The sequence below is a fragment of the Nocardia nepalensis genome (genome assembly GCF_048910785.1).
Lineage (GTDB): Bacteria > Actinomycetota > Actinomycetes > Mycobacteriales > Mycobacteriaceae > Nocardia > Nocardia nepalensis.
In genome coordinates this window covers 147,755-171,307 of the sequence record NZ_JBKBET010000040.1, presented here as the reverse complement: position 1 = coordinate 171,307, position 23,553 = coordinate 147,755, and the positions used below count along the sequence as shown (strand labels likewise).

The 23,553-nt window shown below is 67.7% G+C and carries 19 protein-coding genes; 7 read left to right on the top strand and 12 right to left on the bottom strand.

Annotation, left to right across the window (positions count from 1 at the left end; genetic code table 11):
* Positions 1 to 102: 102 nt before the first annotated feature.
* From ACHQ4I_RS38135 to ACHQ4I_RS38125, 3 genes are all read left to right on the top strand, one after another.
* Positions 103 to 1,095, top strand: coding sequence for a hypothetical protein (locus ACHQ4I_RS38135; protein ID WP_420776782.1), 993 nt, complete (start codon positions 103 to 105; stop codon positions 1,093 to 1,095).
* Between the two features lie 73 nt (positions 1,096 to 1,168).
* Complete coding sequence (locus tag ACHQ4I_RS38130; RefSeq protein WP_420776781.1) at positions 1,169 to 2,254, top strand: DUF8176 domain-containing protein; 1,086 nt, start codon at positions 1,169 to 1,171, stop codon at positions 2,252 to 2,254.
* 92 nt (positions 2,255 to 2,346) lie between these two features.
* The gene (locus ACHQ4I_RS38125) at positions 2,347 to 3,531 is read left to right on the top strand and encodes an aminotransferase-like domain-containing protein (protein ID WP_420776780.1); all 1,185 of its coding nucleotides are present in this window, start codon (positions 2,347 to 2,349) and stop codon (positions 3,529 to 3,531) included.
* Here ACHQ4I_RS38125 and glpK read toward each other — a convergent pair.
* Positions 3,528 to 5,048 (bottom strand): glycerol kinase GlpK, encoded by a 1,521-nt coding sequence (glpK, locus tag ACHQ4I_RS38120; protein WP_420776779.1) that lies wholly within the window; start codon positions 5,046 to 5,048, stop codon positions 3,528 to 3,530. The genes ACHQ4I_RS38125 and glpK overlap by 4 nt on opposite strands.
* A 277-nt stretch (positions 5,049 to 5,325) precedes the next feature.
* Between glpK and ACHQ4I_RS38115 the strand changes: the two genes are divergently transcribed.
* Positions 5,326 to 7,059, top strand: a complete 1,734-nt coding sequence (locus ACHQ4I_RS38115; protein WP_420776778.1) for a glycerol-3-phosphate dehydrogenase/oxidase — start codon at positions 5,326 to 5,328, stop codon at positions 7,057 to 7,059.
* A 3-nt stretch (positions 7,060 to 7,062) separates the two neighbouring features.
* On the opposite strand, the gene ACHQ4I_RS38110 is transcribed toward ACHQ4I_RS38115, so the two are convergent.
* From ACHQ4I_RS38110 to ACHQ4I_RS38070, 9 genes are all read right to left on the bottom strand, one after another.
* Positions 7,063 to 8,304: a sensor histidine kinase gene (locus ACHQ4I_RS38110; RefSeq protein ID WP_420776777.1), complete on the bottom strand. Its 1,242-nt coding sequence runs from the start codon at positions 8,302 to 8,304 to the stop codon at positions 7,063 to 7,065.
* A 26-nt stretch (positions 8,305 to 8,330) separates the two neighbouring features.
* Complete coding sequence (locus tag ACHQ4I_RS38105) at positions 8,331 to 9,005, bottom strand: response regulator transcription factor (RefSeq protein ID WP_420776776.1); 675 nt, start codon at positions 9,003 to 9,005, stop codon at positions 8,331 to 8,333.
* A 90-nt stretch (positions 9,006 to 9,095) separates the two neighbouring features.
* Positions 9,096 to 9,317: a hypothetical protein gene (locus tag ACHQ4I_RS38100; RefSeq protein WP_420776775.1), complete on the bottom strand. Its 222-nt coding sequence runs from the start codon at positions 9,315 to 9,317 to the stop codon at positions 9,096 to 9,098.
* Between the two features lie 93 nt (positions 9,318 to 9,410).
* Positions 9,411 to 9,992, bottom strand: a complete 582-nt coding sequence (locus tag ACHQ4I_RS38095) for a TetR/AcrR family transcriptional regulator (protein WP_420777077.1) — start codon at positions 9,990 to 9,992, stop codon at positions 9,411 to 9,413.
* Positions 9,993 to 10,054: 62 nt separating this feature from the next.
* Complete coding sequence (gene hpnE / locus ACHQ4I_RS38090) at positions 10,055 to 11,419, bottom strand: hydroxysqualene dehydroxylase HpnE (RefSeq protein ID WP_420777076.1); 1,365 nt, start codon at positions 11,417 to 11,419, stop codon at positions 10,055 to 10,057.
* A gap of 74 nt (positions 11,420 to 11,493) precedes the next feature.
* On the bottom strand, positions 11,494 to 12,327 hold the full coding sequence (locus ACHQ4I_RS38085) for an MBL fold metallo-hydrolase (protein WP_420776774.1): 834 nt from the start codon (positions 12,325 to 12,327) through the stop codon (positions 11,494 to 11,496).
* The gene (locus ACHQ4I_RS38080; protein ID WP_420776773.1) at positions 12,327 to 12,893 is read right to left on the bottom strand and encodes a TetR/AcrR family transcriptional regulator; all 567 of its coding nucleotides are present in this window, start codon (positions 12,891 to 12,893) and stop codon (positions 12,327 to 12,329) included. Before ACHQ4I_RS38080 ends, ACHQ4I_RS38085 begins: the two co-directional genes overlap by 1 nt.
* Before the next feature lie 335 nt (positions 12,894 to 13,228).
* Positions 13,229 to 14,041, bottom strand: coding sequence for a DNA-formamidopyrimidine glycosylase family protein (locus tag ACHQ4I_RS38075; RefSeq protein ID WP_420776772.1), 813 nt, complete (start codon positions 14,039 to 14,041; stop codon positions 13,229 to 13,231).
* Positions 14,042 to 14,163: 122 nt separating this feature from the next.
* On the bottom strand, positions 14,164 to 19,056 hold the full coding sequence (locus tag ACHQ4I_RS38070) for an ATP-dependent helicase (RefSeq protein WP_420776771.1): 4,893 nt from the start codon (positions 19,054 to 19,056) through the stop codon (positions 14,164 to 14,166).
* Between the two features lie 149 nt (positions 19,057 to 19,205).
* Between ACHQ4I_RS38070 and ACHQ4I_RS38065 the strand changes: the two genes are divergently transcribed.
* Positions 19,206 to 19,751, top strand: coding sequence for a histidine phosphatase family protein (locus ACHQ4I_RS38065; RefSeq protein ID WP_420776770.1), 546 nt, complete (start codon positions 19,206 to 19,208; stop codon positions 19,749 to 19,751).
* Here ACHQ4I_RS38065 and ACHQ4I_RS38060 read toward each other — a convergent pair.
* Positions 19,741 to 20,370, bottom strand: a complete 630-nt coding sequence (locus tag ACHQ4I_RS38060) for a TetR/AcrR family transcriptional regulator (protein WP_420776769.1) — start codon at positions 20,368 to 20,370, stop codon at positions 19,741 to 19,743. The genes ACHQ4I_RS38065 and ACHQ4I_RS38060 overlap by 11 nt on opposite strands.
* A gap of 69 nt (positions 20,371 to 20,439) precedes the next feature.
* On the opposite strand from ACHQ4I_RS38060, the gene ACHQ4I_RS38055 reads away from it, so the two are divergent.
* Positions 20,440 to 21,387 carry a patatin-like phospholipase family protein gene (locus ACHQ4I_RS38055; RefSeq protein WP_420776768.1) on the top strand — a complete coding sequence of 316 codons (948 nt, stop codon included), beginning with the start codon at positions 20,440 to 20,442 and terminating at the stop codon, positions 21,385 to 21,387.
* On the top strand, positions 21,384 to 22,223 hold the full coding sequence (locus ACHQ4I_RS38050) for an SDR family oxidoreductase (protein ID WP_420776767.1): 840 nt from the start codon (positions 21,384 to 21,386) through the stop codon (positions 22,221 to 22,223). Before ACHQ4I_RS38055 ends, ACHQ4I_RS38050 begins: the two co-directional genes overlap by 4 nt.
* Before the next feature lie 48 nt (positions 22,224 to 22,271).
* Here the strand turns inward: ACHQ4I_RS38050 and ACHQ4I_RS38045 are convergent, their stop codons facing one another.
* Positions 22,272 to 23,426, bottom strand: coding sequence for a lipase family protein (locus tag ACHQ4I_RS38045; protein ID WP_420776766.1), 1,155 nt, complete (start codon positions 23,424 to 23,426; stop codon positions 22,272 to 22,274).
* Between the last annotated feature and the right edge of the window lie 127 nt (positions 23,427 to 23,553).

Sequence of the window (23,553 nt, the reverse complement as noted above, 5' to 3'; positions counted from 1 at the left end):
CAAGCGTCTCACCAGGGATAACTGCGTGCGACCCACGGGTCGCACACGGGAAAGGGATTGCGAAAAGTGAAACATCGTAAGCCGAGTCGGGCGCAGCGAGCGATGGCGAGCACATCGTTGCCACTGGCCACCGCGGCGGCTGTGGCCACTCTCTTCGCGGCACCGGCGGGGGCAGTTCCGGATCAGCCGGCGACACCGACCACACCGGCACCGGCTCCGGCCGATCCGGGCACGACCGCGCCGACGGATCAGGGTCAGCCGGAGACCACCAAGCCGGATCCCGGTAAGCCGGAGACCAAGCCGTCGCCGAGCCAGCCGACGCCGAGTCAGCCGGGTGTCACGACGCCGGATCCGAATCAGGTGATGCCGAATCCGCCGAAGGATCCGAAGCTTTCGGCGCCGACTCAGCCGGGTGTCACCACCCCGCGCGTCGCGCCGCTGCCGGTCCCCGGCCAGACCGGACCCGCGATTCCCGCGGTCGTCCCGGAGACGGCCCCCGGCGCCACGCCGAAGCCCGCGCAGCCCGGTACCACCGCGCCGGGTGCGGTCACGCCGACCGACCCGAACGCCAAGACCGCGCAGCAGCCGGAGACCGAGACGCTGGTGCAGCAGCCGCGCTGGGAGGCTCCGCGCTTCCAGCAGGCCCCGGCCGCGCCGGTGGTCGAGATGGACGGTCCGCACCAGGAGATCGGCGCCAATATCGACGGTGGCAGCCTGGCGCCCGGTTACGTAGCCAACACCCACCACTTCAACAATGCCGCGGGCTACGTCGGCACCATCGGGTACCGCACGCCGACCGGACAGGGCGAGGCCGGTGTCTCGGTCGAATACATCGGCGCCAACACCGTCAAGGTCACCAGCTACACCGGTGGTGAAGGCCTGGCCGACAACAAGACCGAGGTGATCCTCGACACCACGCAGGCGAACCTCGCCAAGGCCGCTGTCGAGCACTGGATTCGGGAACAGCCGGGCGGCGTGGCCGCACTCGAGGCGGCCGCACAAGTTAAACTTCCGGTGCCGCCAGGCGAACTGGCTCCGCAGACGGTCAACGTCGCCGGGGTCACCACCCAGTGGGGTGGGTCACTCCAGTACTGACACGAGCTGATTCGACGGGTGGGGCGGTCGTTCGCGACCGCCCCACACGTGTGTCCTGGGGAAAGGATTTGGTGTGGGCTCCGAGGGTGATGGCAGGGACAACGAATCCGACCAGTCCCGGTCGGAGTTCGGTCCTCCGTTGGACGATTTCGGCCCGCCGGTCTCCGATTTCGGCCCGCCGGTCTCCGAATTCGGCCCGCCGGTGGGCGAATTCGGTCCGCCGACGGGTGGGCAGGTTCGACCGCAGTGGTCGGTGCCCGAGCCTGCCACCGATCATCCCGAGCTGATCTGGCGTCCCGCCGACGAACCGCCGACGGTGCCGCCGCCACCACCGCAATACCGCGCACCGGATTCCGGTGTGTTCGGCGATGCGCCGCCGCCACCGACCCGGCAACCGGAGCCGCCGACCCGACGCCCGGAACCACCGGTCGAGCCGGATCCCACCGAGGCCACCGTCCGGCATGCGACAGCGCCCGCGGGCCAGCGCGACACCTGGTGGAACAGCCCCACCGAGTCCGGCGCAGTGCCGACGCCGCCGCCCGAGCCATCCGGCCTGTCCTGGGCCGACGACCCGATCGCCAAACGCCTTGCGCCGAAGCTGATCTCCGACACCATCACCGCGACCCCGGCCCGGCACAGCTCGCGCGGCCGGTGGATCGTGCTCGGTGTGCTCGCCGCGGTCGTGGTGGTCCTGGCGCTGGTGGTGACCTTTGTCGCGGTCAGTCGCGACGACAACGGCGGTCCGAAGGCGGCGCCGCCCGCACCGCCGAGCACCTCCGCCGCACTGAGCTGCCCCGCGAGTAGAGACGGCAAGGTGACCCGCGGCAACGGGCAGGGCGACACCTCGACCGGTCCCGGCGCGATCCTCGGCTTCCAGTACGAGTTCTACGTCGACCGCAATGGTGAGGGCGCACACAGATTCGTCGCGCCCGATGCCGAGAATGTATCGGCGGCCGATGTCATCCAGCAGGCCATCAATGAACAGATTCCGGTCGGCACCACGCATTGCCTGCGGATTGCCGAGGTGGCCGGCGACACCTTCGAGGTGGATCTGACCGAACACCGTCCCGACGGCACGACCAATGTCTACCGGCAGACCATCATCACGGTGGTTCGGGACGGCAAGACCGTGATCTTCGCCATCCGGCAGCGCATCTGAGCTCTCAGATCATGGGATGAATATTTCCCAATTCGATAGCGATGTGGGAGAGTGGGATTTCGCGTACCGTGGCGTCCCCTCGGAGGTTTTCCATGTCGCCGACCAATCCACCGCTCGCGGCCAAACTGGGCGGACTGAAGAGTTCGGCGATTCGTGACCTGTTGAAGCTGACCACGCGCGAAGAGGTGATCAGCCTCGCGGGCGGTTTGCCGGATGCGGCGCTGATGCCGCGGGAACGGCTCGCCGCGGCGGCCGATGCGGCGCTGGGTGATTGCGCGGTGTTGCAGTACACCGAGTCGCCCGGGTGGGCTCCGCTGCGCGATGTGCTGCGGCAGCGCGAGTCGGCGAAGCTCGGCCGCACGGTGGGGCTCGACGAGGTGTTCGTGACCCATGGTTCGCAGCAGGCGCTTTCGCTGCTCGCCGAGGTGCTGCTGGATCCGGGCGCACTGGTCGTCGTCGAGGATCCGGCGTATGTCGGTGCGCTGCAGGTCTTCCGGGCGGCCGGGGCGCGAATTGTGGCGGTGCCCTTGGACTCCGAGGGCATGCGGTTGGAGGTGCTGAAGGAGTTGCTGGCGCGCGGTGAACGTCCCGCGGTCGTGCACACCGTGAGCAACTTCCACAATCCGGGCGGTGTCACGATGAGTTCGCCGCGCCGCCGCGAGTTGGCCGAACTGGCCGACGCGCACGGCTTCTGGGTGATCGAGGACGACCCATACGGCGAGCTCTGGTTCGACCAGCCCGCCCCCGATCCGGTGGCGACCTACTCCCGCAACGTGATTCGGCTCTCCAGCGCGTCGAAGATCCTCTCGCCCGCGCTGCGCGTCGGCTGGATGGTGGCCCAGGACCGGGTCTGTCGCGCGGTCGAATTGCTGAAACAGGGTGCGGATCTGTGCGGTTCGGCGCTGACCCACCAGATCACCGCCGAGCTGCTCACCGACGAATCCTGGCTCACCGGCCACATCGATACCGTTCGCACCGCCTACGGCCACCGCGCCAAGGCGCTCGTGCACGCCGTGCGCACCCGCTTCGGCGACCGCGTCACCTGCACCGACGCCGCCGGCGGCATGTTCGTGTGGGTCGATTTCACCGACGGCACCGATACCGACCGGCTGCTGCCCCGAGCGCTGGAGCACGGCGTCGCCTTCGTCCCCGGCTCGGCCTTCGCCGTCGACACCGACTACAGCCATTCCATGCGCATGTGCTTCACCACGTTCGACCCGCCGACACTGGAAGCGGCCGTCGACCGGATGGCCAGAGCTGCCGAGACGACCGGCTAAATATTCGGGGCTGCGGGGGAGTCCACCCAGTCGTAGGTCCGTTCCACGGCTTTGTTCCAAGCGGCCAGGTGGGTTTCGCGGTCCGTGGCCGACATCGCGGGCTGCCAGGTCTTATCCGCGGCCCAGTTGGCCCGGATGTCCTCGGTGCTCTCCCACAGCCCGACGGCCAGCCCGGCCGCGTAGGCCGCACCCAGCGCGGTGGTTTCGTTGACGACCGGGCGGACCACCGGGACGTCGAGAATGTCGGCCTGGAACTGCATGAGCAGATCGTTGCCGACCATGCCGCCGTCGACCTTGAGTGTGGTCAGTTCCAGCCGCAGCTGCTGGGATTCGGCGTCGGCGCGCATCGCGTCCATCACCTCGCGCGTCTGAAATGCGGTGGACTCCAACACCGCTCGCGCCAGATGCGCCTTATTGACGAAGCGGGTGAGGCCCGCGATCACGCCGCGGGCATCCGGCCGCCAGCGCGGTGCGAAGAGGCCCGAGAACGCGGGGACGATATACGCGCCGCCATTGTCCTCGACGCTGCGGGCCAGCGGCTCGATCTCGTCGGCGCTGGAGATGATGCCCAGATTGTCCCGGAACCACTGCACCAGTGAGCCGGTCACCGCGATGGAACCCTCCAGCGCGTATACCGCCGCCTCGCCGCCGAGCTGGTAGCAGACGGTGGTGAGCAGGCCGTGCTTGCTGAATACCGGCGTTGTTCCGGTATTGAGCAGCATGAAATTGCCGGTGCCATAGGTGTTCTTGGCTTCGCCGGGGGACAGGCAGGCTTGACCGAAGGTCGCCGCCTGCTGGTCGCCGAGAATGCCCGCGACGGGCAGACCCGCCAGCGGACCGGAACCGACCTGCGCGTAGATCTCCGATGAGCTGCGAATCTCGGGCAGCATCGACTGCGGTATCCCGAATTCCGCGCAGATCTGCGGATCCCATTGCAGGGTGCGAAGATCCATCAGCATGGTGCGTGACGCATTGGTGACGTCGGTGATGTGTTGGCCGGTGAGATTCCACAGCACCCAGCTGTCGATGGTGCCGAAACACAGCCGGCCCGCCTCGGCCCGCGCCCGCGCGCCCTCGACATTGTCCAGGATCCAGCGCAATTTCGGCCCGGCGAAATAGGTGGACAGCGGCAGACCCGTGCGGTCCTGGTAGCGGGTCGCGCCGAATTCGCCGCCCAGTTCGGTCACCAGACGATCGGTGCGGGTGTCCTGCCAGACGATCGCGTTATGAATCGGCTTGCCGCTGGTGCGATCCCACACCACCGTCGTCTCGCGCTGGTTGGTGACTCCGACCGCGTTGATCTCGTCGGCGGCGATACCGGCGCTCCGCAACACCTCGCCGAGCACGAATTCGGTATTGCGCCAAATGGTTTCCGGATCATGCTCGACCCAGCCGGGCCGCGGGAAGATCTGCTCGTGCTCGCGCTGGGCGACACCGGCGACGCGGCCCTGCCGGTCGAAGATGATGCACCGACTCGAGGTCGTGCCCTGATCAATGGCGGCCACATAGCGACGCATTCGTGCAGGCTACTAAAAGCAGCACCGCGCGCGTGGGAAACAGCGCAGCGACATCGCGGCCAGCAGGTAACTGGACTAGTGTTGGGTTCGGTTACCGGCAGGTAGTGCAGGTCGTCGGCCTCGGGCGACACGGCTGTGGCCCCGGCACGCGATCGTCGCCGATTCCTTTAGCCTGGACAACAGAACACCGCCTCTGACACAGCAGCTCGAGCGAATGTCCGAAAGACCAACAAATCGCCGTCTACATCCGACGCCGCGTCGGTTGGAGGAATCGAGCATGACCATGAAACCGGAATCGCAGTTTCTCGGCCCTGAGCAGCGCGCTACGGCATGGGAGCGCTTCGGCAAGGACCACTTCGACGTGGTCGTCGTCGGTGGCGGCGTGGTCGGCTCGGGCATCGCGCTAGATGCCGCGACGCGTGGTCTGAAGGTCGCGCTGGTCGAGGCGCGTGATCTCGCCTCCGGTACCTCCAGCCGGTCCTCGAAGATGTTCCATGGCGGTCTGCGGTATCTGGAGCAGCTGGAATTGGGGCTGGTGCGCGAGGCCCTGCGGGAGCGTGAACTCACCCTGTCCACCCTCGCGCCGCATCTGGTGAAACCGCTTCGCTTCCTCTACCCGCTGACCCATCGCGGCTGGGAACGCCCGTACGTGGCGGCCGGGCTGGTGCTCTACGACACCATGGGCGGCGCGAAATCCGTTCCCGGCCAACATCATCTATCCCGGCACGGGGCACTGCGGCTGGCGCCTGGCCTGCGCGGTGACTCGCTGATCGGCGGCGTCAGCTACTACGACACCGTCGTCGACGACGCCCGTCACACCATGATGGTCGCCCGCACCGCCGCGCATTACGGCGCGGTGATCCGCACCTCCACCCAGGTCGTCGGTTTCCTGCGCGAGGCCGACCGGGTCGTCGGGGTGAAGGTGCGCGACAGCGACGACGGCCGCACCGGCGAAGTCCGCGGGCATGTGGTGATCAACGCGACCGGCGTGTGGACCGACGAGGTGCAGGCGCTCTCGCACAATCGCGGCCGTTTCCATGTGCGCGCATCCAAGGGGGTGCACATTGTGGTGCCGCGCGACCGCATTGTCAGCGATGCGGCGATAATCCTGCGCACCGCCACCTCGGTGCTGTTCGTGATCCCGTGGGGTGCGCACTGGATCATCGGCACCACCGATACGGACTGGAATCTGGATCTCGCCCATCCGGCGGCGACCAAGGCCGATATCGACTATCTGCTGGACCGGGTCAACCAGGTGCTGGTCACCCCGCTCACCCCCGATGATATCGACGGCGTCTACGCCGGCCTGCGGCCTTTGCTTGCGGGAGAAAGCGATTCGACCTCCAAGCTGTCGCGCGAGCATGCGGTGGCCCGGGTCGCACCGGGTCTGGTGGGCATCGCGGGCGGCAAGTACACCACCTACCGGGTGATGGCCTATGACGCGGTAGACGAAGCGGCCCAGGACATTCCGGCGCGCGTCTCGCCATCGATCACCGAGAAGGTCCCGCTGCTCGGCGCCGACGGCTATTTCGCGTTGATCAATCAGACGGTGCAACTGGCCGAGGCCTACGGCGTGCACCCGTACCGGATCAAGCATCTGCTCGATCGCTACGGCTCGCTCATCGACGAGGTGATGGCCATGGCCGATGGCAAACCAGAACTGCTGCAACCGATTATGGACGCACCGTCGTATCTGCAGGTGGAGGCCGTCTACGCCGCGGCGGCCGAGGGCGCGCTGCATCTGGAGGACATTCTGGCCCGCCGGACCAGGATCTCCATCGAATACTCGCACCGCGGCGCGAACTGCGCCGAGCAGGTGGCCCGGCTGGTCGCGCCGGTGCTCGGCTGGGACGACGACGAAATCGACCGGGAGGTAACGACTTACCAGGCGCGCGTCGCGGCCGAGATCCGTTCCCAGACCCAGCCGGACGATGAATCCGCCGACGCACTGCGCATCGCGGCCCCGGAACCGCGTCCGGAGATACTGGAACCGGTTCCGTTGGACACCTGAGGATTACCCAACCGGCGGTGGCGGCAGCACGATCGAAGCGATGGTGCCGCCACCGGCCGCCGGTTCCATTGTCGCGGTGCCGCCGTGCAATTCGGCGATCCACGCCACCAGCGCCAGGCCGATTCCGCTGCCGCGCCCCGCGGTCACCCCACGCTCGAACGGATTGCTCGACAGCTGAGGCGTCAACCCCGCGCCGTGATCGCGCACGCTGACCCGGCCGTCGGCCACATGCACCTCAACGGGCGCACCGCGATTGACCGCGCCGTGGGTGATCGCGTTCTCGATGAGATTGCGCACCGCCAGGCTCAGCAGATTCGGATCCCCGACCACCACACTGGGACTGGTCTGCAGCACGATATTGGCCTTCGGGAATTCCTCGACCACCGATTCGGTGAGCTGATCCAGCAGCAGCTGCACCTTCTCCATCGTGGTGACGCCCGCCTGCATCCGGGCGCGCGCCAACAGCCCGGCGACGATTCGCTCCATCCGGGCGCCCAGCGCCCTGGCATCGACCAGCGCCCGCTCGACCTCGTGCGGATCGCGGCGGCGCGGCGCGGTGACCAAGCCGAGAGTCGTGAGCGGCGTACGCAATTCGTGCGCGGCGTCGCCGAGGAAACGCTCCTGCTCTTCGAGCATCACAATTGCCTGCCGCATGCTCCGGCCCGAGAGCAGATGTCCGGCCACCGCGGCTACCGCGACCAGCGTGAGCCCGCCGACGACCAGCGCCCAGATCAGCAGGGCCCGATCACGGTCGAACATACCGGGATTGGTGCCCGCGATGACGACCGCCTTGGTCTTGGAGTCCTCCCAGGTGATCGGTGTCGCCGCGATCCGGACCGGGCGCCCGGCTCCGTCGTATCCGTCGCGGAAGACGGTTTCACCGGCCAGGTCGGCATCATCGGCCAACCCGGCGACACCGTCGTCCTTGGGCAGCCAGGAGCGCAGATGCGCGAAGCTCTCCTGCCACTTGCCATCGCCGGGTGCGCTGAGCACCAGCACCGCCACCTCGCCATTGGCGAGCGCGTCGTTCTCGAGCTGGCTCACGTCGATGGTTTCCTCGCCCTCGGGCAGGTTGACCGCGCGGAACAGCCCGCTCACCACCCGATCGAGGGAATCGTCGATGGCAGCCGCGCGCGAGCGGGCGTCGATGGTCGCCGCGACGACGCCGAGAATGATCAGACAGGTCGCGGTGATCGTGGTGATCAGTGCGGTCAGCAGCCAGCGGGTGCGGCGCAGCCGGGCCACGGCGGGGCGGGCGTCCGCCGTGGAAATCAGGGTGCGAATGAGTCACTTCCGATCATGAAGCCGGTGCCGCGCACGGTCTCGATCACCGGCGGTGCGCCCAGCTTGCGGCGCAGTTGCGCGATCACGGCGTCGACGACATTCGACGCGGGTTCGGCCATTTCGTCCCAGCAGCATTCGATGAGCTCCGAGCGCGAGACGACACTGCCGGCCCGGGTGGCGAGCAGTTCGAGGACGGCGAATTCCTTCGGGGTCAGCGAGCGCAGGATGCCCGCGCGCTGCACCCGTCGACGGGGCAGGTCGATATCGATATCGCCGAGCACGATCCGGGCCGGCGCCGGATGCTCGCGCCGTCGCGACAGCGCCCGGACCCGGGCCGCGAGTTCGGGCAGTGCGAAGGGTTTGACGAGGTAGTCGTCGGCGCCGTTTTCGAATCCGGCGATGCGATCGGCGAGTCCGTCGCGGGCGGTGAGCATCAGGACCGGGACCCGCTGGCCCCTGGCCCGATGCGCCGAGACCAGCTGCAGGCCATCGCCGTCGGGCAGGCCGCGATCGACGACGAGCACGTCGTAGACATTGACGGAGATCTTGAAATCGGCATCCGCGAGATTGGGTGCGAGGTCCACCGCGAAACCGGCCGATCGCAGTCCCGCGGCGACTTCGTTGCCAAGCCCTGCATCGTCCTCGATCACCAGCACCCGCACGAGGTCAGAGAATAAGGTATTTCACACCCCGCGCGCAGACCGGAGTTCGAGTGGCCGACCCCCTCCGGCCACTCGAACCGATTGCCGTGCTCAGTAGGTGTACAGATCCCAGCCGTCCGCGACCTCGCGGCACTCCCACTGGGTGCCACCGGTCTTGGGCGAGTTCCCGTCGGCGGCGCAGGCCTCGTAGGTCGCGTAGTTGCCGATGAACGGGGTGTGCATCGGAGTGGGTGCGGCCGAGGCGACACCGGCGCCCGCGGCGACGGCGCCGAGAGCGAACATTCCGGCGGCGATTGCGGAGCGGATCTTCATGGTCTTTCCTCTCGTTCTCGCGGGTCGTTCCCGCGCTGGGACAAGAAAACCAATGCGTCCGTGAGAATTTCGTGATGAAGGGGAAACCGGTGTTCAGGGCGTCTTTTTCGGGGCTTCGACACGGGTGGCCCATGACACGAGCGACCGAATGTACTGCAGCACAAGCTCATCCGGATATTGCCGCGGATCGGCCAGGTGCAGCCGGGCCAGTTCCTCCAACGCCGCGAGCAGGATGCGCTCGGTCGCGCCGTCCGGATCGACGGTGACCCCGGCATAGCGCGACAGGTGCCGTGCGCCGATCGCGCGCGCATAGGCCCGGCCGAGTTCGAGCCGGTCGCGCAGATCGGGTGGTCCGCCCTCGGGTGGGCTGAGGATGATCCGCCAACTGGTCGGCGCGGCATGCAGATAGGTGAGGATGCCGCGGCCCACCTGATCCACATCGTCGACGGTGCCAGCCCAATCGACACTGCCGATGCCCGCCAGCGCGATCGCCGATTCCCGATCCAGCAGGGCGGTCATCATCCCGGACAGATCGGTGAACTGCTGATACACCAGCGCCCGTGCGACCTGCGCCTCGCGCGCGACCCGATCGATGCTGACCGCGCCGAATCCATCGGCGGCGACGATATCGCGCGCCACGTCGAGTAGCTGGGCCCGCCGGTCGGCCGCGGACATGCGGCGCTTGGGCGTGTTGCATGGCTTCGCGCTGGGGTGCTCGGACGTCGAGCGCTCCGTGGTCACGGCATCGACGGTAGCGCAAGCAGCAGATCTACCGCCTTGGCGGCGCTTTGGACCGCGCTTTCCATGGTTGCCGACCAATCGGTCGCGGTCCAGTCACCGGCCAGCACCAGCGTCGGCACCGAGGTGCGCTGGTCCGGGCGCAGGCCGTGCGTGCCGAGCACCTGGGAGAAGGTCGCCTTGGGCATCCGAACCACATGCCCCTGAATGACTTTCGCATTTTCGGCCGCGGGGTAGTAGCGGCGTAGCAGGCACATCTGTTCGTCGATGATCTGCTCGTTGGTCTTGTGTATCTGCTCGTACGCGCCGCTGGTGGTCAGGCAGTACAGCCAGGCCTTGTCGGTGCTGCGCCCGGTCATCAACTGCCGGTCGAAGACCTCGTCGATGACGCCGGTACCGCCGATCAGCGCCTCGAATTCGGCCTTGGTGCCCAGCGGGCGGTCGAGATACAGGTTGGTGCTGACGATCGGCGTGAAGCCTAATTTATCTGCGGCGGCGTAGATTTCGGGATGTTCGGGTAGTTCGTCGAGCAGTCCGCCGACATTCGAATTCGGTACCGCGCATACGACGGCATCGGCCGGGACGACCGAGCCGTCGGCGAGCACCACCCCGGTCACAGCGCCATTGTCGATATTGATGCAGCGAGCCACCGCGCGATGCCGGACCTCGACGCCGAATTTCTCGAAAACCCTTTGGGCCCCGGTGATGTAGAGCGTATCGAGGTCGGTGGTCGGATAGCCGATGGTGATCGCCTGACGGTGTTCGATGCCGAGCCGGATGCCGGTGGCCAGCAGATCGGCGAGGATCTTGGCCGATTCCTGCTGCACCGGTTCGGCCGCGAGACCGAGAGCGAGCCAGTCCCACAACGCTTCTCGCGCGGGCGCTGGCATACCGACCCGGTTGAACCACTGTTCGGTGGTGAGGTCGGCGAGATCGTCGGGCTGGTGCAGGCTCTGCCAGCCCAGTCGCACCGTGGCCCGGGCCGCGCGCAGCCGATCGAGCAGGCTCGCGTCGGGATGTGCGCCGAACAGGGTGCGCCAGGCGCGCCAGCCCTTGGTCGACATGTACACGCTGCGCCCGCCCGGCCAGCGCAGCGTCCCACCATGCGGAAAGGTGACGTACTGGCGGGTGCCCACGCTGGTCAGGTAGCGGAACAGATGGTCGTAACCGCTGGCGATCACATGTTGGCCGTTATCGGGAAGATCGTCGGCCGCCTCGACTTTCATCGCATGTGTCCGGCCGCCGAGCCGACCGCGGCGTTCCAGCAGGGTGACATGCTTACCCGCCTCGGCCAACCAGACCGCGGACGCGAGCCCGGCCAGACCGCCACCGATGACCACATACCGCCGCGGATCGTTCACGATGCACTCCCTGGATTAACTTGCATTTTGTAAGTTAACCGGGAGTGCTTGGGCCGTCAAGGGTTTGGGGATCCGCGCTAGGCGGCGACTTTCTCCAGGGCGTGGAATTCGATCCCGCTGTGCGCGGAGAACACCGTGACCTCATTGCCGTGCTCGCGCACGAGTTCGCGCAGGCGCTGCTGATTTTCGATGCGGGTCGCCGGCAGTGTCTGCACGCTCCTCTCGAATATCGCCGACCCGAGCGGCTGACGCGGACGGACCGGATCGAGGACGCCGGGATGGTAGTAGGAGTCGCCCGCGGACAGCAGCCAGCCGTCGCCGGTATCGACGGCGACGCCGGTATGACCGCGGGTATGTCCGGCGAGCGGGACGAGCAGGATTTCCGGTGGCAGCCCGGTCAATTCGCGCACCGCGTCGAAACCGAACCAGCTTTCGCCGGTATCCGCGTACGACTCCCAGCGCGGACCGTGCCGGAACTGAGGTTCCTTGTAGCGCAGGCGTTCTTCGGTCGTATGTCCGCCCTGCAGGGCGCGCAACTCTTCGGCGTGCACGTGCACCCGCGCGTGCGGGAAGTCGGCGAGGCCGCCCGCGTGGTCGAGATCGAGATGGGTGAGCACGATGTCGCGGACATCCTCGCGGCGATAGCCCAGCGCCTCGATCTGGTGCGCCGCGGTCTGGGCGAGGTCGAGGACCGGATTGGTGAGCCGGAGGAACCGGCGGCCGAGCCATTCCTCGGGCCGGTGCACCGCCTGCTCGCCGATGCCGGTCTCCACCAGGACGAGGCCGGAGTCGAGTTCGATGAGCAGGCAGTGGCAGACCATTTCGGCGCGGCGGAAGATGCCGCCGGTGCCGTCGATCAGTCGCCCGCCGAGTGGGCGCATGGTGCCGCAATTGAGGTGGTGCACTCGCATCAGGAAAGCTCCCGTTCGAAGGTGGTGCGCAGATGAGCGGCGACCGCCCGCAGTGGGGCGGTATCGCGTTGGGTCTTGGCGAGCAAGAGGGCGCCCTCGATCGTGGCGAGGGCAACGGTGGACAACTCGGCGGCGCGCGCTCGGTCGATTCCCTTGTCCCGCAGGAACTTTTCGATCGATGCCCGCCAGGATTCGAAACTGGTCACGCACGCCTGCCTGATCGGTTCGCTCTCGCGCCCCGCGTCGAGTGCGATGGTCGCGATCGGGCAGCCGCGGTCGAAGTCGGAATCGACGAGCAGTGCGGTGAGGGCGTCGAAGACGGTATTGATATCGCCGCCGTTGGTCAGGATCGCCTCGAGTTGGTCGCGCAGTTGATTGCCCGACTGGGTGACGGCCTCGGCGGCCAGCTGTTCCTTGCCGCCGGGGAAATGGAAATACAGCGAGCCCTTGGGTGCGCCGCCAGCGCTGACGAGTTGATTCAAGCCGGTGGCGTGATAGCCCTGGGTGTGGAAGAGGTCGGCCGCGGCATCGATGAAGCGTTGGCGCGAGTCGGTGCGAGGTGCCACATGCCTTACGGTACGTGAACTATGACGACCGGTCTAGTGAATTGGGAAACTGGTGCAGCGTCGATGTGGCGGGTGGTGCTGGTTTCGGCGTGCTCGAGTCGCCGACGGGGGAAACTGCGTGCAGGAGCAGATAACTGAAAACCGCGATGGCGGTGATCGCGAGCAGAGCGGTGAACAGCCGACCGGCAATCGCGATCAGGCGGCGCGCGCCCGTGTCCAGTGCCATCACTCTTGCCAGCTCCTAACCTGCTTGTCCGTACTCCAGGGTGCTAGTCGTGGAAACGTGGACAAGTGTTAGCAACTGAATGGCAAATGGCAATTCGGCTCGCCCGCGATCAGGCCGGTTCGGGCTGGCAGCGCGGGCAGAAGTAGATGCCGCGTTCACGCTGGGTGATGCGGTCGGACTGCGTTATCCGGGCGGTCCTGCCGGGCTGGGGCCCGGATTCGGTCTCGCCGAGCAGATGGACGACCATGCGGGTGCCGCAGCGCTGGCATGGGCGGCGGGCTCGGCCGTAGGCCAGCGGCCGCCATGGTGGTTCGGTGGCGGCCTTGGTGAGCACGCGATGCGCCTCGTGCACCAAGGCGAGTAGGTCGGGGACCTCGCCGACCGGGGTGGCGGGGTGCACGCGGCGCAGGAAACAGATTTCGCTGCGGTAGATATTGCCGATTCCGGCGAGGTTGCGCTGGTCGATCAGGGCAAGGCCGATCGGTTGGGCGGGATACCGTTCCAGCCGCCGTACCGCCTCGGTCACATCCCAGTTGTCGCCGAGCAGGTCGGGACCGAGATGGTCGGTGGCGGTGTGCTCGTCCGCGCGCCGCAGCACCTCGACGGTGCCCAGCGAAAAGCCGACCGCCTCGGTGTCGTCGGTGCCGAGCACGAGGCGGGCGGTGACCGGCGGCCTGGTCCAGCGCTCACCGGTGCAGTAGGTCCGCCATTCGCCCTCCATCTTCAGATGCGTGTGGACGCTGACCTGGTCGGTGCGGACGAACAGGTGTTTGCCGTAACTGGCGACTCCCTCGACCCGCTGCCCGACCAGATCCACCGTGGCATAGCGCGGTACCCGGAAATCGCTGCGGGTCAGCGTCTTTCCGTCCAGCGCGAGCCGCAGTCGGGCCGCGGTGCGGAACACGGTATCGCCTTCAGGCATGGCTCGACCATAGATCGGTCGGGATCGAACGGATCATTGTCGGCTCCGCACGAGTCCGCTCGTGGCCGTGCCGGGCCTAGCTTCACCGCGGCGTTCGGGCCGTGCAGTGGTCGCTCGTCTGGTCACGGCTTGCTCCGTAGTCGGAGGCCACGAGGAGTCGCCGAGAATCCGGCCTCGGTCAGGAAACCGGCGAAGGTGTTGCCGTGCACGGTTTCTCCGTCGACCCGATCGATCACCAGTGCGTCGACGCGGCGGTCGCGCACCAGATCGCCCAGGGCGGCGGCAGCGGCCTGGCGGGCGTTCGGGTCCTCGGTGAAGGTGAGCAGGGTTTTGCCGCCGCGCTCCAGATACAGCGCGAGTTCGCCATCGATGAGCACGACTATCGCGCCCGCCTTGCGCCCGGGCCGGTGACCAGCGCCCTCGGATGGGCCCTTCGGCCAGGGGAGTGCCGCGCCGTAGGGGTTGGCGGGATCGCTTGCGGCCAAGGCGAGTGCGGTGTTTCGGCGTTGTCCGGTGGTTCCCGGGCGTGCGCGATCGGTGTCGAAGGAGCGCAGTCGGTCCACCACATCGGTGGTGGAGAACTGTGCGCCGCCCAGCGAATCGATGAAATAGCCACGGCGACACCGGCCGCGATCCTCGAATTCGGTGAGCACGCGGTACATGAGCGCGAATCCGCCCGGTACGCCCTCGTTCTGCACCGAGCCGCGAGTCAGCACGCCGTACCGCTCCAGCAGGGTGTCCGCGGTCGCGTGGGCGCGCACGGTGTTGTCGGCCACCCGCTCCGGCAAAAGCGACCAGCGGCCCGCCACCGCGGGCGGTCCGGATCTGGTCGGCAGGTTCGGCCGGGGGAGGTAGGCCCGTCCGCGCGGTGCGCGGCGGGGCGTGCGATGGGCGGTGGTGGTGCGGGCCGTACCCGAGAGCAGTGCCCGCACGGGTGCGAATGTGTCACCGGAGACCACGCCTGCCCATACGAGTTCCCAGAGTGCGGCGGCGACCCTGGTGTCGTCGAGTAGTCCGGTGGTGTCGGCGAGTTGCCGGAAGAAGTATGCGCCGCCGCCGTGCAGGACCGGGGGAAGTCGCAGTGGCGAACCGCCTTGGTCGGCGGTGCCGTTGCCGATATCCCGGGCCCTTGAAGCACCCGGTGTCGCCGAAACATCCAGTGCCGCATCATCCAGCGCCACGACCTGGTCGGTGCCCGATCCGGCCGTGCCGGGCTGCACGCCGAGCCGTGCATCTGAATCAATGGGGGTCCAGGGAGCGATCGATGCGCCCAATGCCGACAGCAGGCGCAAGTGCACCTCGGACAGTTCGATCTCGTCGGCGGGAGTCAAGGTGAACGGTGCCTGGTCGGCCGAATGCAGCGCGATCCAGCCGTCCTTCGCGGTGATGGCACCGTGCCCGGACCAGATGACCTCGCCGGTGGCCATCAGTTCATCCAGCATGGCAGGGGAGTAGTCGCGAACCCGCGCGGGCAGGACCAGCGATTCCCACGCGGAGGCGGGAATCGGGACGCCCGCGAGCTGTTCCACCACGGCCGCGACCCCGTCGACGCCCCGCAGTTCACCGGTGCCGACGTGCTGCCAGGACGGTAGGAAGCGGCCGAAGGCGGCGGTGGCGACCGGTTCCACCTCGTGCCGGGCAGCGGCCAGCGAGCGGCGACGCAACCGGCGCAGCACCTGGGCATCACACCATTCGGAACCACCGGCCGCCGGTGTGAATTCGCCTTCTACCACCCGTTTTTCGACTACCAGCCGATGCAGTGCGGTCGCGGCGACCGCGGTGCCGAGGCCGAATCGGGCGGCCACCGCCTCGGTGGTGAACGGTCCGTGGGTACGGGCGTAACGCCCGATCAGATCGCCGAGCGGGTCGGCGACCGGTTCGATGAATGCGGCCGGGGTGCCGATGGGCAGCGGTACGCCGAGCGCATCGCGCAGGCGTGCGGCGTCCTCTACGGCGACCCACCAGGTTCGTCCGGCGAACGTAACCTCCAGTGCGCGCTTGGCTTTCACCAAGCCGGCGAACCACTCGGTCGCGTCACCATGCGGTGCTTCCTCGGTTTCGCCGGGCTCGTCATCGTCGAGCGGAACGGCAGTGCTCTGTGCTGCACCTACGCACCGCTGCGCGGCCTCCTCGGCGGTGAGCGGTCCGAGTAGCCGCAACAGATCGGCCAATCCCTCCGCATCCCGCGCCAACCGCTCGGGTGTGCGGCGCTGCAATTCCTGCTCGGTCTGCTCGATAACGCTGGCGTCCAGCAGTTCTCGCAGTTCCACCCGTCCGAGCAGTTCGGCGAGCAGACTCGAATCGAGTGACAGCGCGGCCGCCCGGCGTTCGGCAAGCGGGCTGTCACCGTCGTACATGAACTGCCCGATGTAGTCGAACAGCAGGGAATTGGCGAAGGGCGAGGGTGTCGCGGTCTCCACCTCGACCAGCCGCACCTGGCGCCGGGCCACCCGCCCGAGCAGATCCCGCAGCGACGGCAGATCGTAGACGTCACGCAGACATTCGCGCACCGTCTCCAACAGGATCGGGAAGTCCGGGAACTTCCGCGCCACGTCCAGCAACTGCGCCGACCGCTGTCGCTGCTGCCACAGCGGCGCACGCTTACCGGGATCGCGCCGGGGCAGCAGCAGCGCCCGCGCCGCACACTCCCGGAACCGCGATGCGAACAGCGCCGACCCGCCGACCTGCTCGGTGACGATCTCGTCGATCTCATCGGGTTCGAAGACGAAAAGCTCCGCACCGGGTGGATCGTCGGTGGTATCGGGCAGCCGCACCACAATGCCGTCGTCGGAGGCGTTGGGCGCCACATCGACCCCGAACCGCTCCCGCAGTCGAGCCCCGATCGCCAGCGCCCACGGCGCGTGCACCGGTAGCCCGTACGGCGAATGCAGCACCAGCCGCCAGTCGCCGAGTTCGTCGCGGAACCGCTCGACGATCAAGGTCTTGTCGGTGGGCAGTTGTCCGGTCGCAGTGCGCTGTTCGTCGAGCAGGGCCACCAGGTTCGCGGTGGCATTGTCGTCGAGGCCCGCGCCGCGCACGAGCTGGTCGACCGCCGGGTCCACCGAAGTCGTTCTCTTCTTTGCGTTGGCCGGAGTCTTCAGATCCGAGTCCGGATCGGACGCCATTCGCGGCGGCGAGTTCGCACCGGCTTTGCGAATGAATTCGCCGAGGGCGGCACCGAGTTCGGCGGGTCGTCCGAGTCCGTCGCCATGCCAAAAGGGGAGCCGTCCCGGCTGCCCGAACGCGGGCGTGACCAGCACCCGGTCGAAGGTGATCTCCTCGATGCGCCAACTGGTCGCGCCGAGGGCGAAGACATCGCCCACCCGCGACTCGTACACCATCTCCTCATCGAGTTCACCCACCCGCGAGGTGCCGGGAGCGGAGCCTGCGGAGCGACCCAATGAGTCACTGCCGCCGACCATGTACACCGCGAACAGACCACGGTCCGGAATCGCGCCGCCGGAGGTCACCGCCAGTCGCTGCGCCCCGGGCCGACCGGTGAGCGTGCCCGCGTCGCGGTCCCACACCAGCCGGGGCCGCAGCTCGGCGAACTCATCCGATGGATAGCGACCGGCGAGCAGATCCAGCACCGACTCGTACGCCGATCGGGGCAGCGAGGCGTAACTGCCGGTGCCGCGCACGGTTTCGAACCACGCGTCGACATCGACCGACTCGAGCGCGCAGGCGGCGACGGTCTGTTGGGCCAGGATGTCCAAGGGATGCGCCGGAATCTGCAGCGCCTCGATCTGCCCCGCCGTCATTCGCCGCGAGGCGACCGCGCAGTGGATGACATCGGTGCGATGCTTCGGGAACAGCACCCCGCGCGAGATCTCGCCGACCTGGTGTCCGGCCCGCCCGACCCGCTGCAATCCGCTGGCCACCGACGGCGGCGCCTCCACCTGCACCACCAAATCGACCGCACCCATATCGATCCCGAGCTCGAGACTGCTGGTGGCCACCACACAGCGCAGCCGCCCGCTCTTCAGATCGTCCTCGATGATCGCCCGCTGCTCCTTGCTCACCGAACCGTGGTGCGCGCGGGCCAGCAGCGGTTCGGCGCCGTGGATCACTTCGGTGGACGCGCCCAACTGGGCGGGCGGTTTGTGCTCGGTCTCCACCGCATCACCGAGCCGCGCGGCATAGGCCTCGTTGAGCCGCGCGGTCAACCGTTCGGCGAGCCTGCGCGAATTCGCGAAGACGATCGATGACCGGTGCTCCAGCACCAGATCCACGATCGCCTCGTCCACATGCGGCCAGATCGACCCGGGCTGATCGGAATCGCCCGGCTCGGTCATATCCGCGATCGGCACCCGGACGGACAAATCGAAGGTCTTGGGCGCGGGTGGCGAAACAATGGTGATAGGCGCATTCCCCACCAGGAATCGCCCCACCTCCTCGGGCGGCCGCACCGTCGCCGAGAGTCCGATCCGCTGGGCGGGTCGCTCGGTCAGCAGGTCCAGCCGGGCCAGCGAGAGTGCCAGATGCGCACCGCGCTTGCCGCCCGCGATGGCGTGCACCTCGTCCACGATGACCGTGCCGACATCGCGCAGCGTCTCCTTGGCCGCCGAGGTGAGCATCAGGAACAGCGATTCGGGTGTGGTGATCAGAATGTCGGGTGGCGTGCGCTGCATCGATCGCCGATCCGCCGCACTGGTATCGCCGGACCGCACGCCGACGGTGATCGAGGGCGGATCCAGCCCGAGCCGTTTGGCGGTCTGGGTGACCCCGACCAGCGGCGCCCGCAGATTCCGCTCGACGTCCACCGCCAATGCCTTGAGCGGCGACACATAGAGCACCGACGTGCCGCGCGCCGCCTTCCCTTCCGGCTTCGCCCTGGCAGCGAGCTGATCGATGGCCCACAGAAATGCCGACAGCGTCTTACCCGAACCGGTCGGCGCGACGACCAATGTGTGCTCACCTGCGGCAATGGCCTTCCAGGCGCCCAGCTGAGCGGCCGTGGGCGCGGGGAAGGCGCCGTCGAACCACTCCTGGGTCGCGGTGGAGAACTGAGCCATAGCATTCAGTGTGCACCCGGGCACCGACAACCCCGCGGGCGCTCGTGACACGCCCGAGACCGGCAAATGGTCCCGGGCGAGGCGGACGCCCGAGCGAAGGGGTGGCAATCGAAGTACGGCCGCCATCGCCGCGCCGTACGCTTCCATCCGTGCAAAAGGTGCTCAGACTCGACCTGGTCAGCCATGGCATGACCGAGGCGATGCGAAAGGCACGTTTTCCAGTCGACGAATCGCTGACCGAGGCCGGTCGCCGGGCAATCGCGGCGGGTGGACGCCTGGCGGCGGCTCGCGTACTCACCGGACCCGAGCGCCGAACCGTGGAAACCGCTGCGCTGATGGGACTTCCGGGCGAGGAGGACGCCCGGCTGCGCGATCTGGACGCGGGCGCGTGGCGCGGCGGTGAGCTGATGTCGGTACCGCAGGACGAGCTGTATGCCTGGCTGACCGACCCGCAATTCCGTGGTCACGGCGGCGAATCCGTGGTCGACGTGGTCGAGCGGACCAGGTACTGGATGGCCGAAATCGCCTCCGAGGGCATGTCCACCATCGCGGTCACCCATCCGGCGGTGATCCGCGCCGCACTGCTGGTAACCCTGGACGCGCCGCCGAAATCATTCTGGCGGATCGACATTCCGCCGGGCAGCGTCACCCGGCTGCACTACCGCGGCGAATGGACGCTGCACTTCACGGCGTGAGATTCGCGCTCATCCCGCGCAGCGGTCCCTCGCCCACCGTCACGAGCAGCCGTACCGCGTCGGTGATCAGCCGGGCCGGTATCGAAGGATCGACGGCCCGTTGCATACCCAGGCCGATACCCAGGCTGAGAATCGCGGTCGCGGCATCCTCGGCGGGTATCGGCAGCGGGATTCCGATGGTGTCCGAGAGCGTCTGCACCTGCGCCGCGACCGCGCCGCGCATCACGGCGAGGCTGGAGACCAGGGCTGCCTGCAGTTCCGGATCGTCGCGCGCCACCGTGGCGAATTCGAATTCGAGCAGGGTCCAGCCGACATCGCCGATGGTCCGTTCGGCCCACTCGTGGAACCGCGCCAGCTGATCGTCCAGGGTCTCGCCCGCCGCGAGCAGATCGGTCACCTCGCCGAACTTCGTCGCGTGGATCAGCCCGAGCACCTCCAGGCACAGCTCCTTCTTGGTGCGGAAGTTCGAGTACACCGCGCCCTTCGAATAGCCCGCCTCCTCGGCGACGCGCTCCAAGCTGGTCTTCGCATAGCCCTCGGCCAGGAAGAGGTCGCGTGCGGTCGCGATCAGGTCGGCCCTGGTGCGGGCCTGACTTTCGGACCGGGTCAGACGTGCCATACCGACGATTCTACGTACCGATGGATTTCGGATACCGAAGGTATTTGAATTCTGCTAGTGTTTGGAACCATGGGTAACAAAAACGGGTCGCAGCGGCGCGGCCTGGCCATCGGCTGCGGCGGCACGCTCGGATTCGCCTGGATCGTCGCCGCGCTGGCCGCCGCCCGCGACGTGCTGGACTGGGATCCGCGCGAGGCGGATGTGCTCATCGGCACCTCCGCGGGTGCGGAGACGGTCACCATGCTCGGCAGCGGCATCGCGGTGGACGAGCTCGTCGCGATGCAGCGCGGTACCTCGACCAATCCGATTCTGCTGGCGCATATGCGCTCCGAGCCCGGACGGTTTCCGCCGCTGCCCCGGCCGCGGCTGGGTGAGTTGGCCTTGAGCTTGCACGCGCCCAAGACCGGACAGCGATTGCTCACCGCGGGCAGCGGCCTTTTGCCGGTCGGTGGTGGCGATGCGAGCTGGCTGCAGCATCTGGCGGAGCGCCTGAATCCCGGTCGCGACTGGGTATCTCACCCCGCGACCTGGCTGGTGAGCATGGATTACGCGACGGGAGAACGGGTTCCGTTCGGCGCGCCCGACGCACCACCGGCGACGTTGGGTGCGGCGTTGCGCGCATCGTGGGCGGTGCCCGGCTGGTTCCCGCCCGTACCGATCGCGGGGCGGCGCTTCGTCGACGGCGGCGCCGGATCGACGGCATCGGTGGATCTGCTTGCCGCACAGCAACTCGACGAGGTATTGGTGCTCGCGCCGATGGCCTCCGTCGACAAAATTCCCGCGACCGGTCCGGGCCATTTCCTGGAACGCCAGCTGCGCAATCGGATGAGCGCCCAGCTCGCGGCCGAGGTCGCCGTGCTGCGTTCGGCGGGCACGCGCGTGCTCGTGATCGGTGCCACCGCTGCGGATCTCGCGGTGATGGGCCCCAACTTCATGGACGGCCGCCGCCGTCTCGCGACCTTCGAACACAGTCTGGACAGCACCCGTACGGCGCTGGAACAAGGAGTCTTCGTATGAACATCCTCGGTCACGGTTATCCGGATATCGATCTGAATGGCGCGCGGGTGTTGATCACCGGCGCGGGACGCGGCATCGGCCAGTCGACCGCGGAACTGTTCGCGGCCAAGGGCGCTCGGATCGCCATCGCCGATGTGGACACCGCCGCGGCGGAATCGGCGGCGGCCGCGATCGGCGCTCGCGCATACGAGCTCGATGTGCGTGCCCGCGATCAGTGGGACAAGGTGGTCGCCGACTTCGGTGCGGTGGACGTTCTGGTCAACAATGCGGGTGTCATGCCCGCCGGCGCGTTCCTCGACGAACCCGATGCGGTCGGCCACGCCACCATCGACATCAACGTCTGGGGTCTCATTCACGGCATGCGCGCCGTGGTGCCCGGCATGATCGAGCGCCGCCGCGGCCACGTCGTCAATGTCGCCTCGCTCGCTGGCAAGATCCCGGTTCCGGGTCTCGCCGTCTACAACGCCAGCAAGTTCGCCGCCGTAGGTCTGTCCGCCGCAACGCGTTTGGAGTTCGCGCCGCAGGGCATCAGCGTCAGCTGCGTCATGCCGTCCGCGGTACGCACCCGCCTGTCCTCGGGCCTGACCCTCGGCAAGGGCATGCCCACCGTCGACCCCGAAGAGGTCGCGGCCGCCATCCTGCACACCTGCCGCACCCGCAAGGCCGAGGTAGCCGTCCCGAACTACCTGGGCCCCATCGACATAGCCCTGGCCGCGGCCCCCGAACGCGCGGTCCGCCTGGTACGCAGACTTTTCGACGGCGACCGCGCCCTGCACCCCGCCGACGGCGAGACCCGTGCGAAGTACGAAGAACAGGTCCGCTCGATCACCGAATAGCAGGAATGAAACACGGCCCCGGAGAACACTCCGGGGCCGCGTCTGTTGTCAGCAGCTGGTCGGGATCGGGTCGCCGTGGAAGCGTGCCTCCACGTAGTTCCATGCGTCGGGGAAACCGGCTACCGCGGTGGTCATGTGCTCCGCGATTTCATAGGGATGGAAGTCGACCGGTGCTCCCGCCTTGCAATAGCGGTCGGCGACCTCGGCCACCGGATTGAAGAAGGTCAGCGTGTCGAAGCGGCCCTGCCAGATGAAGGTGGGGACTGTCGGAACTCCGGGGAAGTACCGCAAGCTGTTCTCCCGCAACACCGCTCGCGCCTCCGGACTGTCCATCAGACTCTTCGACGCTGCCATCTGCTCGGCACTACGGAAAGCTCCGTGGAACAGCAGGAAGCGACGGCAGGCGTCGTGCGTGAATTCCCGGAACCACAAACCGTTTTGGTTGAGCTGATCCGAAATCGGCAGCCGGTTCGGGTATTCACGCTCCAAGCCCATGGCGGCGGCGAAGGCCAACCCGAAGCCCGGGTGCGGATCGAAGCCGAGGGCGAGCGCCATCTCCTCCATGTCCGCGGGAATACCGCCGGCGACCGCGGCGGTGAGCTTCAGGTCGGGGGCGTAGCTCGGTTGCAGCGCGGCCGCCCAAGCGGTGGCCATGCCGCCGCCGGAGTAACCCGCGATCGCGACCGGCGAGTTGGCCAGACCGAGGTCGGCCACCTTCTGCACGGCCTTGACGCTGTCCAAGGTCATCATGCCGCTCAACCGTGCCGCGCCATAGGCGGCGGTGGGGCCGAGATAGTCGGGCAGTGAGATCGCCCAGCCCCGGCCGATGGGCAGCATCGCGCCGACCGCGTCCTGCAATTCGCCGTTGAACAACGACCGCGATGGACTGCACTGGGTGCCAAGGGAATTGATCAGCGCCTGATAGGAGACCAGCGGCGGGTTCTTGACACCGACCGGGAGCAGCACGGTGGTCATGCCCATGACCGGGTTGCCCTGCGAGTTGGTGGAGCGGAACGCCACCTGCCAGCCCTCGGTGCCGACGTAGAGTCCGGTGTCGATCTTGCGCGTGCGCACGACATCGCCGGGCTGCAGCGCTCCGAGATCGGCCGGTGCACTGTAGAACGGATCGGGGTCGGGGGTGGGGTAGAGCGGATCGGCCTGCGCCGGCAGGCCCAACAGCCCGAGCGAGACGATACTCAGCATCAGGATCGCGATCCTGAATGGAACTCTGGACAAGTCTTTCCTTCGATGGTCAGCCGCCACCGACGACACGACCGAAGGCCCCGACACACCTCGGCCGTCGTCGGACGGACCGGCACTACAAGGGGGG